This is a genomic window from Pseudomonas sp. Soil_N_39 (assembly GCF_057655955.1).
The window spans coordinates 13,918-28,918 of the sequence record NZ_JBDGLI010000032.1 but is presented as its reverse complement, the minus strand read 5'-3'; the positions used below and the strand labels follow the sequence as shown (position 1 = coordinate 28,918).

2 protein-coding genes are annotated in these 15,001 nt (G+C 64.3%); both read right to left on the bottom strand.

Going from position 1 to position 15,001, the window contains the following annotated elements; genetic code table 11:
- On the bottom strand, positions 1-2,246 hold a 2,246-nt coding region (locus AC3A5O_RS28175), incomplete at its 3' end, for a condensation domain-containing protein (protein ID WP_487753992.1).
- On the bottom strand, positions 2,247-14,834 hold the full coding sequence (locus tag AC3A5O_RS28170; protein ID WP_487753991.1) for a non-ribosomal peptide synthase/polyketide synthase: 12,588 nt from the start codon (positions 14,832-14,834) through the stop codon (positions 2,247-2,249).
- Positions 14,835-15,001: the final 167 nt, after the last annotated feature.

The following is a 15,001-nucleotide window of genomic DNA, read 5'->3' as shown; positions in this document are numbered from 1 at the left end:
ATCAATTGCTTGAACGCCGAGGGCGTCTGGTTGAGCACCGTCACCCCGGCGTCGCACAGCAACTCGTGGAACTGCTGCGGGGAGCGGCTGATGTCGTATGGCACGATCAACAGCTCGCCACCGTGGAGCAGCGCGCCGAAGATTTCCCAGACCGAGAAGTCGAACGCGTAGGAATGGAACAGGCTCCAGACATCCGCCGCGCCGAAGTTGAACCATGGCGCGGTGGCCTCGAACAGGCGCAGCACGTTGTGATGCGGCAGCAAAGTGCCCTTCGGGTTGCCGGTGGAACCGGAGGTGTAGATCACATAAGCGAGGTTTTCGGCGTCCATCGCCACCTGCGGATCGCTGCCGGCGAATGCACTGACGTCGGCGTCCAGCAGTAGCGTTTGCACACCGTCCGGCACCGGCAGTTGATCGACCAGGGCCGCTTGGGTCAGCAGCAAGCGGATGCCACTGTCCTGCATCATGTAGGCCAAACGGTCCTGGGGATAAGTCGGGTCCAGCGGTACGTAGGCACCGCCGGCCTTGAGGATCGCCAGCAGGCCGACCAGCATGTCGAAACCACGCTCGACCGCCAGCCCCACCAATACATCCGGGCCAACGCCGTGGGCGATCAACTGATGGGCGCGACGGTTGGCCTGGGCGTTGAGCTCGCCGTAGGTCAGGGTTTGGGCGTTGAAACGCAAAGCGACGGCACCAGGACGCAAGCGCGCCTGTTCGGCGATGCGCTGATGCAGGCAGGCCTCACCTGGGAAGCTGCGCGGCGCCGGGTTCCATTGGCCGATGTGTTGCTGTTGCTCGGCGGCCGTCAGCAACGGCAGCTCACCGATGCGTTGCTGGGGATTGGCGACAATGCCGTGCAGCAGGTTCAACCAGTGCTCGGCCAGGCGTTGCACAGTACTGGCGTCGAACAGGTCGGTGGCGTAGCTCAGGGACGCGGCCAGCTCACCGTCGGTCTCGTGGGTGTCGAGGGTCAAGTCGAACTGGGCAGTGTGGGAGCTCCAGTCGAGGCTCTCGACCTGCAACCCCGGCAGTTGCAGAGCCTGGGCTGTGCCGCCGCTCTGGTGGTTGAACATCACCTGGAACAGCGGGCTGTGGCTCGCCTGTCGCTGCGGTGCCAGGGCCTGCACCAACTGCTCGAACGGCAGATCCTGATGGGCTTGCGCCCCCAGCGAGGCTTGCTTGACCTGCGCCAGCAATTGCGCGAAAGGCAGATCGCCCCGCACCTGGGCATTGAGCACTTGGGTGTTGACGAAAAAGCCGATCAGGCCTTCGGTTTCCGGGCGATTGCGGTTGGCGACCGGGACGCCGACGCGGATGTCCGACTGGCCGCTGTAACGGTGCAACAAGGCCTGGAACGACGCCAGCAAGACCATGAACAACGTCGAGGCTTCGCGCTGGGCCAGGTGTTTCAGGCCCTGGGTCAGCCCGGCGTCGAAGCGCAGGTCCAGGCGTGCGCCGTGATGGCTTTGCCGTGCCGGGCGCGGGCGGTCCGTTGGCAACGGCAGGACTTCGCCGCCATCGCCCAACCGTTCGGTCCAGTAGGCCAGCTGTCGCTCTAGCTCGCCGGCCTCCATCCATTTGCGCTGCCAGATCGCATAGTCGGCGTACTGGATCGGCAAGGGTGCCAGGGTCGGTGCCTGACCGCTGCGGTGGGCGGCGTAAAGTTGGACCAGGTCGTTGACCATGATCCGTGCGGAGGCGCCATCGCAAATGATGTGGTGCTGGGTCAGCACCAGCACATGGTCGTCGGCCGCCAATTGCAGCAGCTTGACCCGCAGCAACGGTCCTTGCTGCAGGTCGAACAACCCGCAGATTTCGTCGTCGATCAGCGCTTTGAGCGCGGCCTCATCCGCTGCTTCCGGCTCGATCGCCAGGCTCAAACGCGCCTGCACCACTTGTTGGGGTCCTTGCGGGCTGTCGACGAACACCGTGCGCAGCACGTCGTGACGGGCCAGCAAGGCGTCGAAACTGCGTTGCAGCGCGGGCAGGTCGAGGGCACCGCGCAGGCGCAGCGCCGTGGGCACGTGGTAGGCGGCGCTGTGACGGTCCAGTTGCCAGAGAAACCACTGGCGCTCCTGGGCGTAGGACAGGTCCAGGGTCTCGAATTCGTCGCGCATCGCCGGGATCGGCAATGTCGCCAGGCTCATGTTCTTGCTGTGCAGCTTGTGCAGGAACGCTTGCCGTTGGGCGAGCGGTAAACGGATGAATCGCTGAACCAGAGACAGGTTATCGAGCTGAGTCATTCAAAGGGTCTCCAGGTCTGCCAGGAAATCATGCATCTCACTCAGGTCGGCGCTGGAGTGAGGGGTCAGGTGGGCTGCCAGTTGTGCGGCGTAGTCGGCCAGGGACGTGGTGCTGAACAGCAAGTCCAGGGGCACCGCGGCGCCTTGCTGCATTTGCAGGCGCGCCGTCGCTTGCGTCGCCAGCAGGGAATGCCCACCCAGTTCAAAGAAGTTGTCGTCGCGCCCTACCCGTTCGAGCTTGAGCACGTCTTGCCAGATGTCGGCGATGCCCTGTTCGAGCGCGCCTTGTGGCGCCACGTAGGCACGCAGCAGTTGCTGGGCGTCCGGCAGCGGCAGGGCCTTGCGGTCGAGCTTGCCGTTGGGGGTCAGCGGGAAGCGTTCGAGCAACAGCCAATGCGCCGGCATCATGTAGTCGGGCAGCGACGGCGCGAGCTGCGCCTTGAGGGTTTCGCGCAGGGTCGCGGGTTCCGCAGTCTCTGGATGGGCGGCAATCAGGTAGGCCACCAACTGCAGGCCACCCGGCCCTTGCTGGGGCACCACCACGGCTTCGCGGATCGCGTCCTGGGCCAGCAGGCAGGCTTCGATTTCCCCCAGTTCGATGCGGAAACCGCGGATCTTCACTTGATGGTCGACCCGACCGTTGTACTCGATCACGCCGTCGCTACGCTGGCGCGCCAGGTCACCGGTGCGGTACACCCGCGCACCGTTGCCGAACGGGTCCGGCAGGAAGCGCTCGGCGGTGAGCGCCGCACGGGCGTGGTAACCTCGGGCCAGGCCGTCGCCGCCAATCAGCAGTTCGCCGATCAGCCCGACCGGGTTCGGCGCGAAATGATCGCCGACGATGTACAGCGACGTGTTGGCAATCGGCCGGCCGAGGTACGGCACGCGTTGCTCTTCAGTCAAGCGGTAGGCCGCTGACCAGATGGTGGTTTCAGTCGGGCCATACAGGTTCCAGACCTCGCCGGCGACATCCAGCAGCCGCTCGGCCAGGTCCTCGGCCAACGCCTCGCCACCGCACAGGCATTTGCGCCCGGCCAGCAAGGCGGACGCCGGGTGGTCGAGCAACATGCGCCAGGTCGACGGCGTGGCCTGGACCACGCTGACCTGTTGCCGGTCGATGGTCTTGAGCAGCGCCTCGGGGTCGTGAGCGCTCTGCTTGTCCACCAGCACCACGCAGGCACCGCTCAGCAGCGCGCCGTACAGTTCCAGGCCGAAGATATCGAACGAAAACGTGGTCAGCGACAGCACTCGATCACCGGCCGTGATGCCCGGTTCGCGGGCCATGCTGGCGACGAAATTCACCAGCGCCCCATGTCGCACCATCACGCCCTTGGGCTTGCCAGTGGAGCCGGAGGTGTAGATCGCGTAGGCCAAGTGCTCCGCGTCCAGACGCGTCGTCGGCGCCTCGCAGGCATAACCGTCGAGCCAGTCACCCTCCTGATCCAACACCAATGTCTCGACCCCAACCCCGGCCCCTGTGGGGGATAGCCTGTGGGAGCCAAGCTTGCTCGCGATAGCGTCGGTACACCCACCATCACCATTGACTGAACCACCGCCATCGCGAGCAAGCTTTGCTCCCACAGGCTCGCTCCCACCGGACAGCGGTAGCTGGTTGAGCAGCGAACGTTGGGTCAGCAGCAGTTCGATGCCGCTGTCTTCGATCATGTGCGCCAGGCGGTCCTGGGGGAACGCCGGGTCCAGTGGCAGGTAGGCGCCACCGGCCTTGAGGATCGCCAGCAAGGCGACAACCATCTCCACGCCGCGCTCCAGCGCCACACCGACCAATTGATCGGGCACCACGCCCTGTTCGATCAAGCGATGGGCCAGGCGGTTGGCCCGGACATTGAGTTCGGCGTAGCTCAGCGCCTGCTCGGCGAACACCAGCGCCGTGGCATCCGGCGTTTGGCGGGCCTGGGCCTCGAACAGCCGATGGACGCAACGCGCCTGTGGATAACTGGCTGCGGTGGCGTTCCAGCCTTGCACGTGCTGGCGGGTTTCGCGCTCGTCGAGCAAGCTCAGCTCGCCCAAGGAACGTTGCCCGGCGTCGGTCATTTGCAGCAGCAAGCGTTGCAGGTGCAGGCCGATCTGCTCGACAGAGGCCTCGGTGAAACTGGCGCACTGGTAGCTGAACTGCACCGCCAACTCGGCACCGAGGCTGACCAGCAGGGTCAGCGGATAATTGGTCTGTTCCAGGTTATCCACGGCACCGAAACGCAAGCCTTCAGGCGCACCCTGCTCCAAGGCTTCGGAAATCGGGTAGTTCTCAAACACCAGGATGTTGTCGAACAAGGCTTCGCCGCCCAGGCCAGCCCAGCGCTGGATATCGAACAGCGCCGTGTGCTCGAACTCGCGCAAGGCCAGGTTCTGCGCCTGGACGCTGTGCAGCCAGTCGCCCAGGCTCTGTTCCGGACGCGGGCTGGCGATGACCGGCAAGGTGTTGATGAACAGACCGATCTGGCCCTCGACGCCCACCAGGTCCGCCGGCCGCCCCGCCACCGTCGCGCCGAACGCCACGCTGGCCTTGCCGGTGTAGCGCTGTAACAGCAACAGCCAGGCCGCTTGCACCAAGGTGTTGACGGTGACTTTGGATTCCCGGGCGAACTCGGCCAGGCGTTGGGTCTGCTGCACATCCAGCTGTACGCGGTGATGGCCGTACAGCTTCGCCGAGACGTCCTGCGCCGGGCGCGCAAACACCTGGGCCAGGCGCACCGGCTCGTCCAGCGTGCGCAACTGTTGCGTCCAGAACCCTTCGCCGAGGCTCGCGTCTTGGCGTTGCAGCCAGGCAATGTAATCGCGATAACGGCCAGCCGGACGGGCCACGCTGTCGCCGCGGTAATGTTGCAACACTTCGCCGAGCAACTGCGCGCTGCTCCAGCCGTCCATCAGGATGTGATGGTTGGTGTAGATCAGGTGATGCCGATCAGTCGCCGTGCGCACCAGCACCAGACGCATCAACGGCGCCAGGGTCAGCTCCACACCCTGGGCACGCTCTTCGTCGGCAACCGTTTGCAGGGCGTCCTCGATATCAGTCCGCTCACTCCAGTCGAGCACACGGAACGGCACCTCGACTTGACGCTGGACGATTTGCATCGGCTGCGCCAGGTCGCCCTGCCAGAAGAACCCGGTACGCAGGATGTCATGGGCATCGACCACCGCTTGCCAGGCCGCACGGAAGCGTTGCGGATCGACGCCCTCGATATCGAGGCGCATCTGGTTGATGTAGTCGCCGCTGCCTTGCCCTAGCAGGGAGTGAAACAGCATGCCCTGCTGCATCGGCGACAGCGGATAGAGGTCGTCGATGGCTTGGGGATGTCGGACCAGGGTGTCCAGTTGCGCCTGGGTCAGCCGCGCCAGCGGGAAATCCGACGGCGTCACGCCACCGCTGTGGCTGTCGCAGCAATGGGCAATGAGCGCCGTGAGTTCTTGCACGTAGTCATCGGCCAGGCGCTGGATGGTCGCGGTATTGAACAGGTCGCCGCTGAAGGTCCAGCTCAAGTCCAGCTCACCGCCGAACACTTGGCCGTCGAGGGCCAGCGGGCTGCCCAGCGGGCCTTGCAGGTTCACTTCTTCACCGCCGCGCTCGGTGGTGGGCACGAACAAGGCATCGTCGGCGCTATCGAAACTGCCGTCGAACTGACCGAGGTAGTTGAAAGTCAGTTGCGGTTTCGCCAAGCCTTGCAGGGTTTGACGCGCATGTTCATCGCCCAGGTGCGCCAAGGCCCCGAAGCCAATGCCCTTGTTGGGGATGGTGCGCAGTTGTTCCTTGATCTGCTTGAGCGAGGCGCCAAGATCGGCAGCCGGGGTCAGTTTCGCGGGGAACAGGCTGGTGAACCAGCCTACGGTGCGGCTCAGGTCGACGTGGGTGAACAGATCCTCACGGCCGTGGCCTTCGAGCTGCACCCACACGCTGTCATCACCGGTCCAGCGCACGATCACCCGCGCCAGCGCCGTCAGCAGCAGGTCGTTGACCTGGGTGCGATAGGCCGCCGGGGCTTGCTGCAGCAGTTGCCGGGTGAGGGTTTTATCCAGTGCCGTGCGGATCGTCACGGCTTGGCGGTGTTGCTGGCCGCCCTGGGGATTGTCCCACGGTAACCCCGCCGAGGCGCCTTGCAACTGTTGCTGCCAAAAGCCCAACTCAGCCTGCAAGGGCGCGCTGGCGGCGTAGCCCTGCAATGCTGCAGTCCAGGCGTTGACCGCGCTGGTCTTGGCCGGCAGTTGCACCGCCGCGCCGGCGAGGGTCTGGCGATAAGCGCTTTGCAGGTCTTCGAACAGAATCCGCCAGGACACACCGTCCACCACCAGGTGATGGACAATCAGCAACAGCCGCTGCGTGCCATCGGCAAGGTTCGCCAGCAGCGCACGGATCAGCGGCCCGCCCTCCAGTCGCAGGCTGCGCTGGGCCTGGTTGCCCAGCACTTCCAGTGCAGCGAGATCGATGACGTCGGCTTGCCAGAGCAGCGTGCCGGCGGCCGGCGCCTCGACATCACGATAACGCGCGATCCAACCTTCGCCCTGTTCGATAAAGTCCAGGCGCAGGCTGTCGTGGTGCACGACCAGCGCATCCAAGGCCCGTTCCAGCGCCTGGGCATCCAACGCCTGGGTCGGCTTGAGCATCACCGACTGGTTCCAGTGATGGCGGTCGGGGATCGGCTGGGTGAAGAACCATTGATGAATCGGCAACAGTGCGGTTTCGCCGGTCACCGGTTGCTGGTCGATCAATTGCACAGGCGCGCCCGTCTGTACCACGGCGGCCAGGGCCTCGATGGTCTGGTGCTGGAACAAATCCTTCGGCGTGAAATGGATACCGACCAGCCGTGCGCGACTGACCACCTGGATCGAGACGATGGAATCGCCACCCAGTTCGAAGAAGTTGTCCCGCAGGCCCACTTGCTCGAGCTTGAGCACTTCTTGCCAGATCGACACCAGTTGCTGTTCCAGCGCGCTGCGCGGTGCCACGTAGGTTTGCTGCAATTGACTGACGTCGGGCTTGGGCAGGTTCTTGCGGTCGAGCTTGCCGTTGGGGGTCAGCGGCAGGCGGTCGAGCAGCAGCAGATAGGCCGGGACCATGTGCGCCGGCAAGGTCGCCTTGAGTTGTTCGCGCAGGAGCTCGGCGAAAGCATCACCCACGGACTCATCGGCCACCACGTAGGCGACCAGGCGCTTGCCACTGCCAGCTGCCCCTTCCTGAGCCACGACCACCGCTTCGCGCACGCCGTCGAGGGCTTGCAGGCTGGCTTCGACTTCACCCAGTTCGATGCGGAAGCCACGGATCTTCACCTGGTTGTCGATGCGGTCCAGGTAATCGAAGGTGCCGTCGGCGCGCTGGCGCACCAGGTCGCCAGTGCGGTACAGCAAGCCGCCTTCAGTGCTGAACGGATCGGCGACAAAACGCTCGGCGGTCAGGCCCGGACGGTTCAGGTAACCCCGGGCCAGCCCACTGCCGCCAAGGTACAGTTCACCGGCCATGCCTTGGGGCAGCAGGTTCAGGTCGGCGTCCAACACATAGGCACTGCGGTCGCCAATGCGGCTGCCGATGGGCGCATAGGCAGCACCACACGCCACCTCGCGACCGGCCTTCCAGATCAACGGGGTGACCACGGTTTCGGTCGGGCCGTAGCCGTTGATGATGAAGTCCGGATCCAGGGCCCGCTTGACCCGTTCGAAACTGACGTTAGGCACCGCATCGCCGCCGAAGCAGTAGATGCGCACCTTCGGCGGGTTACCCTCGCGCTCGGCGTGTTCGGCCAGTTGCTGCAGGTACACCGGTGGGAACGCCACCACCGTCACACCGTGCTCGCGCATCGCGTTGTAGGTCTGCTCCGGGGTCCATAGGCTGTCATCGCGAATCAGCAGCGAGGCACCGTGGGTCAGGCTGGTGAGCCAGCGCTCATGGGCACCGTCGAAGGCGAAGGACATGAAATGGAATTCGCAATCGCTGTCGCGCATCTCGTAGCGCTCACCGATGGCCTGGCAATGCATCGCCAGCGGACCATGGGCCACGCTCACACCTTTGGGATTGCCAGTGGAACCAGAGGTGTAGATCACATAAGCGAGGTTCTGCGGATCGACGCTGGCCGACGGTGCATCTGCCGATTGCAGGCTCAAGTCCAGGCGATCGAGTTCCAGCACTTGATCGGCGCCCTCCAGCGGCAATTGCGCCGACACTCGGGAATCGGTGAGCAACAGCGCCAGCCCCGAATCCTCGATCAGGTAGGCCAAGCGTTCCCGTGGGTAACTGGTGTCCAGCGGTACATAGGCCGCACCGGCCTTGAGCACCGCCAGCAGTGCGACAATCACCCCTTCGCTGCGCGGCAGGGCCACGCCGATCCGGGTTTCCGGGGCCACGCCACGGGCAATCAAGGCGTGGGCCAACTGGTTGGCGCGCCGGTCGATGTCGCCATAGCTGAACCGCTGGCCGTCGAAGATCACCGCCGTCGCGTCGGGCTTGAGCGCCGCCAGATGGGCGATGCGCTGGTGTACGGCGATGTCGGTCGGGTATGGCTGCGGGTGGTTGGCAGCCTGTTGCGCCCTGTGTTCCTCGTCATCGGCCAGGGCGATCTCGCCGAGGCGACGCTCGCCGGAGTCGGCAAAGCGCTCCAGCAGGTGCAGCAGTTGTGCACTCAGGCGCTCAATGGTCGCGACGCTGAAATGCGCCTGGTCGAAACTCATGTGCAGCGCCAGCGTCTCGCCCAAGGTCACGCCCAGGGTCAGCGGGTAGTGAGTCTGATCCTGGTTGGCGACTTCGCCGAATACCACACCTTGGGCGGTGCCACGTTGCAACGCCGCGGAAATCGGGAAGTTCTCGAACACCAGCAGGCTGTCGAACAGCGCACCACCGCCCTGCCCGGCCCAGCGCTGGATGCTCGCCAGCGGCGTGTGCTCGAACTCGCGCAAGCTCAGGTTCTGTGCCTGCACGGCGGCCAGCCAGGCCGCGACCGTCTGGTCCGGGCGGGAGCCTGCGATCACCGGCAAGGTATTGATGAACAGACCGACCTGTTGCTCGATGCCCACCAGCTCCGCCGGCCGCCCGGCCACGGTGGTGCCGAACGCCACACAGGCGCTGCCGGTGTAACGCTGCAACAGCAACAGCCACGCCGCTTGCACCAGGGTGTTGACGGTGACTTTCTGCTGGCGGGCGAACGCGTTGAGCCGTTCCGTGCGCGGCACGGCCAGCGTGTAATGCTTGAGCGCGTGGCCGCTTTCGCTGCGCATTTCAGCACTCGCCGCCGCAGCGTTCGCGAGCACGGTCGGCTCCTGCAGATCGGCCAGTTGCTCCAGCCAGAACGCTTCGCTAAGGGCGGCGTCCTGGCGCTGCAACCACTGGATGTAATCGGCGTAGCGGCTGACCGGGCGCGGCGGTTGTTGACCGGCATAACGTTGCAGGACTTCGCCGAGCATCTGCGCGCTGCTCCAGCCATCCATCAAAATATGGTGGTTGGTGAAGATCAGGTGATGACGCTCATCGCTCAGTTGAATCAGCGTGACCCGCAGCAGCCCGGCCTGGGTCAGGTCGAAGCCCCGGGCCAGGTCAGCGGCAATGAAATCCTTGAGGGCCTGGGCGGCGTCATGGCGTTCGCGCCAATCGAGCACGGTGTAGGGCAGCGCCAGACGGCGGTGGATGATCTGCAACTGTTGCTGCAACTCGCCCTGCCAGATGAAGCCGCTGCGCAGGATCTCATGGGCATCCATGGTCGCCTGCCACGCCGCACGGAAACGCTCGGGGTCCAGGCCATCGACATCCACGCACAATTGGTTGATGTAGGTACCGGTGCCCTGCTCGTACAGGGTGTGAAACAGCATGCCTTGCTGCATCGGCGACAGGGGATAAACGTCTTCAATGGCGGCAGCCGGCACGGGGATCGCGTCCAACTGCGCCTGGGTGATGCGCGCCAGCGGGAAGTCCGACGGCGTGGTGCCCATGGCATCGGCCTGGCAGCAATGGTCGATCAGCGCTTCCAGTTCGCGGGCATAGTCATCGGCCAGGCGGGCGACGGTCGCCTCGTTGAATTGCTCATGGCTGAACGTCCAACGCAAGTCAAGCTCGCCGTCGTAGACCTGGCCTTCGACACCCAGCCAGTTGTCCAAGGGCGCATCAAGGCTCTGCTCCAGCCCAGCGCTTTCGCCCGCGGGGCTGAACAGCGCCCCTTCCCGGGCATCGAAACTGCCATCGAACTGGCCGAGGTAATTGAAGGTGATGCACGGCAATGGCAAGGCCTTGAGACGGGCCCGTGAAGTGTCGTCGCCGAGGTAGCGCAGCACACCGAAACCAATGCCCTTGTTCGGGATCGCCCGCAGCTGTTCCTTGATCTGCTTGATCGCGGCACCCACGCTATCGGCCGGGGTCAGCCGCACTGGGAACAGACTGGTAAACCAGCCGACCGTGCGGGTCAGATCGACGTCGCTGAACAACTCTTCGCGGCCATGGCCTTCCAGTTGGATCAAGGTGTCGGCATGCCCGGTCCAGCGACAGATCACCCGTGCCAGGGCGGTCAGCAGCAGGTCGTTGACCTGGGTGCGATACGCTGCGGGAGCCTGTTGCAGCAATTGCTGGGTGAGGGTTTTGTCGAGACGGCTGTGCAGCACTTTGGCGTAACGGCTTTGCCGGCTGCCTTGGGGGTTATCCCACGGCAGATCGACCACAGCGCCTTGCAGTTGCTGCTGCCAGAACGTCAGTTCGGCCTGCACGCTCTCAGTGCTGGCGTAGGCCCGCAAATGTTCGCCCCAGGCCTTGTAGGCGCTGGTCTTGGCCGGCAACTTGATGACGGCGCCAGCGCTGGCCTGTTGATAAGCCCGTTGCAGATCTTCCAGCAGGATGCGCCACGACACGCCGTCCACCGCCAGGTGGTGCACGGCCAACAACAAACGTTGGCTGCCATCGGCCATGCTCGCCAGCACCGCCCGTAGCAGCGGGCCATTTTGCAGGTCGAGGCTGCGCTGGGCCTTGACACAGAGAGCTTCCAGCTCGGCGGTGTTCAGGTTGTCCGCCGTCCACAGCAACTCAGGATCGACCGCGATCGGTGCCACCTCTGCACGCCAGCCGTCAGGGGTTTCGATGAAGCGCGAACGCAAGGCATCGTGATGCGCCAGCAATGCGTTGAGGGCCTGTAGCAGCGCCGGTGCCTGCAACGTTAGATGGCTGCGCAACAAGACCGCCTGGTTCCAGTGGTGACGCTGGGCAATGGTGTCCTCGAAAAACACCTGCTGGATGGGCAGCAACGGCTGCTCGCCAATGACCGGTCCCTGATCGATGACCAGCCCACTGCCGCCCTGCTGCGCGACGCTCGCCAGGCCTTGCACGGTTTGATGCTGGAACAGGTCACGGGGGGTGAAATGGATCCCGGCCTGACGCGAGCGGCTGACCACCTGGATCGAGATGATCGAGTCGCCACCCAGCTCGAAAAAGTTGTCGGTCAAGCCGACCTGTTCAAGCTTGAGCACGTCCTGCCAGATGGCGGCGATGCCTCGCTCCAGTTCACTGCTAGGGGCGATAAAGGCCTGTTGCAGTTGGCTGGCATCCGCTGAAGGCAAGGCCTTGCGGTCGAGCTTGCCGTTGGGACTCAGCGGCATTTGCCCAAGGAACAACAGCTGGGTCGGCACCATATAGTCCGGCAGGCGGTCCTTGAGTTGCGCCTTGAGGGTTTCCCGCGCCGCGCCCTGTTCATCCGCCGAGGCCGACACCAGCGATGTGTCCTGGGGCACCACATAACCCACCAGTTGCAGGCTGCTGCCGCCCTGCACCGCCAGTACGACGGCTTCACTGACCGCCGCCAGTTCCAGCAAACGTGCTTCGACCTCGCCCAACTCGATGCGCAAGCCGCGGATCTTCACTTGATGGTCAACGCGGCCCACGTATTCGATTTCGCCCAAGGCATTGAAACGCGCCAAGTCGCCGGTGCGATACAAGCGCGCACCGCTGGTGGAAAACGGATCGGGGATAAAACGTTCGGCGGTCAACGCCGGGCGCTGGAAGTAACCGCGCGCCAGCAACTCGCCGCCAATCAGCAGCTCGCCGGTCACCCCCACCGGCGTAGGTGCGAGGTGCGCATCGAGCAGATAGGCATGCCGGCCTGGAAGCGGCTGACCTATGGGCAGGGTCAGCGGCAGTGGCCGGCGATTGAAGACATAATCGCTGCAATCGAGGGTGGTGGCCGTGACCGTGGCTTCAGTCGGGCCGTAGGTGTTGAGCAGCTTGACCTGCTCCAGCCCGGCCCGGCGCCAGGCCTGCACGCCTTCGGGCGGCATGGCTTCACCACCGCTGTGCACTTGGCGCAGCGCCGCATAGTCACGCGGACCGACAGCGGCGAATTCCTTGGCGATCATGTTCCAGTAAGCGGTGGTCAAGTCCATGACCGTGATGCCCTGCTCGACGATCTGGCGATACAGGGTTTCGCTGTCCCATACCTCGTTGCCCCGCAGCACTACCGAGGCGCCACAGGTCAGCGGGCCGAACAGTTGCTCGCCAAAGGCATCGAAGTTGAACGTCGCGAATTGCAGCACACAGTCGGCGCGGCTCAAGCCGTAATAGTACTGCGAGGCGAACGCGTGCTTGCTCAGCGCACCGTGGCTGATACCGACACCTTTCGGCCGTCCGGTCGAGCCGGAGGTGAACATCACGTAGGCCAGGCTTTCGGCCCACACCTTGCGTTGCAGATTGCCTGGCTCAGCGCTCTCCCAGGACTCGGCCTGATCCAGGCACAGGCAACGCACGCCGTCGGGCACAGGCAGTCGTTCAAGCAGATGGCTTTGGCTCAAGAGCAAACGGCTGGCGCTGTCTTCGATCATGAATCGCAGGCGATCGACCGGGTATTGGGGGTCCAACGGCACGTAGGCACCGCCGGCCTTGAGCACGGCAAGAATGGCCACCACCAGGTCCAAGCTCCGGTCGACGGCGATGCCCACCAACACGTCAGGACCGACACCCGCCGCCACCAACGTGCGCGCCAGGCGATTGGATCGAGCGTTGAGCTGGCCATAGCTCAATCGTTGTCCATCGCAGATCAAGGCGATGGCGTCCGGGCTGCGTTCAGCTTGCAACTCGAACAGCTCATGCACCGGGCGCTCACTCGGCCAGGTCGTGTCGTGGCGCCCCCACTCCGTCACCAACTGCCGATAGTCGGCCGGCGCCAACAACGCCAGTTCACCGACACGCTGCTGCGGGTCGTTGACGATGTTGCGCAACAGCAGCGTCCAGTGCCGGGCCATGCGCTCGATGGTGTCGGGGTTGAACAAGTCACTGGCGTAGGTGAACGCCGCGTGCAAGTGCCCGCCCTTTTCGTAGGTATCCAGGCTCAGGTCGAACTGGGTGCTGCGGGATTCCCACTCGATGACGCCCAACTCCAGGCCGCTGCCGACTTTCAGCGTGGTGACGTCGGCCACTTCCGGCTGGTGGTTGTACATCACCTGGAACAACGGGTTGTAGCTCAGGCTGCGCTCGAGCTTCAGCGCCTCGACCAGCCGTTCGAAGGGCAGATCCTGGTGGGCCTGGGCACCGAGGGCGGTTTCCTTGATGTCGCGCAACAGGTCGTCGAGGCGGGTCTGGCCGTCCAGTTGCACCCGCAATACCTGAGTGTTGACGAAGAAACCAATCAGCCCTTCAATTTCCCGGCGGTTGCGGTTGGCGATCGGCACGCCAACCCGCAAGTCGTCTTGTCCGGTGTAGCGATGCAGCAGGATATTGAAAGTCCCCAGCAGCAGCATGAACAACGTGACCCCATGCTGGCGGGCAACGCCGCGCAGTTGCTCGACCAACGCGGCGTCCACCACGTGCTCCAGGCGACGACCGCGATAGCTCGGCAGCACCGGACGTGGATAGTCGATTGGCAGCTCCAGCACCGGGTGCTCGTCGCCCAACTGCGTTTGCCAGTAATCGAGTTGACGCTGCAGCTCGCCGGCCTCCAGCCAGCGCCGCTGCCACAGGGCGTAGTCGCTGTACTGGATCGGCAAGTCGGCCAGTTGCGGCGCCACGCCCGCTTCATGGGCGTCGTAGCAGCGAATGAATTCGTCGATCAATACGTTCATCGACCAGCCGTCGGAGACGATGTGGTGCAAGGTCAGCAGCAGGACATGTTCCCGCTCATCGAGCGTGAGCAGTTCGACCCGCAGCAAAGGGCCGCTGGACAGGTCGAAGGGTTGCAGCGATTGGGCTTCGGCGGCCTGGCGCACTGCCTGCTCGCGTTCGGCCGCCGGCAAGGCACTGAAGTCCTTGCGCCCAATCACCAGCGCGGTGCTGGAGGGCACTTGCAGCAGGCTGTCGTCGGCCTGGCGCTGGAACACCGTGCGCAGGGTTTCATGACGGGCCACCAGGCTGGCGAAGGCTTGCTCCAGCGCCGGCAGGCTCAACGCACCTTTGAGCCGCACCGCTCCCGGCAGGTTGTAGGCACTGCTGTCCGGCTCCAGTTGCCAGAGAAACCACATGCGCTGCTGGGCATAAGACAACGCCTGGCGATCCTCGGCCTCGACGCCCCGGGGAATGGGAAAACCGCTGAACTCCACGCCCTCCTTGGCCAACGCGGCCAGGAACATCCGGCGCTTTTCCAGGGGCAACCCGATAAACCGGCGAGCAAGTTTCAAGGCGTCTTCAGCATTCATTTCTGAGGTATCCGGAATCAGTGGGCACAAGGCACAAAGGCAAGTCGTCCCTATGAAACGAATGCAAACCGGAAAAATTAGCGTTTGGGAATTTGTGTCAGGAAGAGAAGCAGAGCGGGGATTTCAGAAGGATGCAGACCTAAATATGGGACCGAGCAATGTGGGAG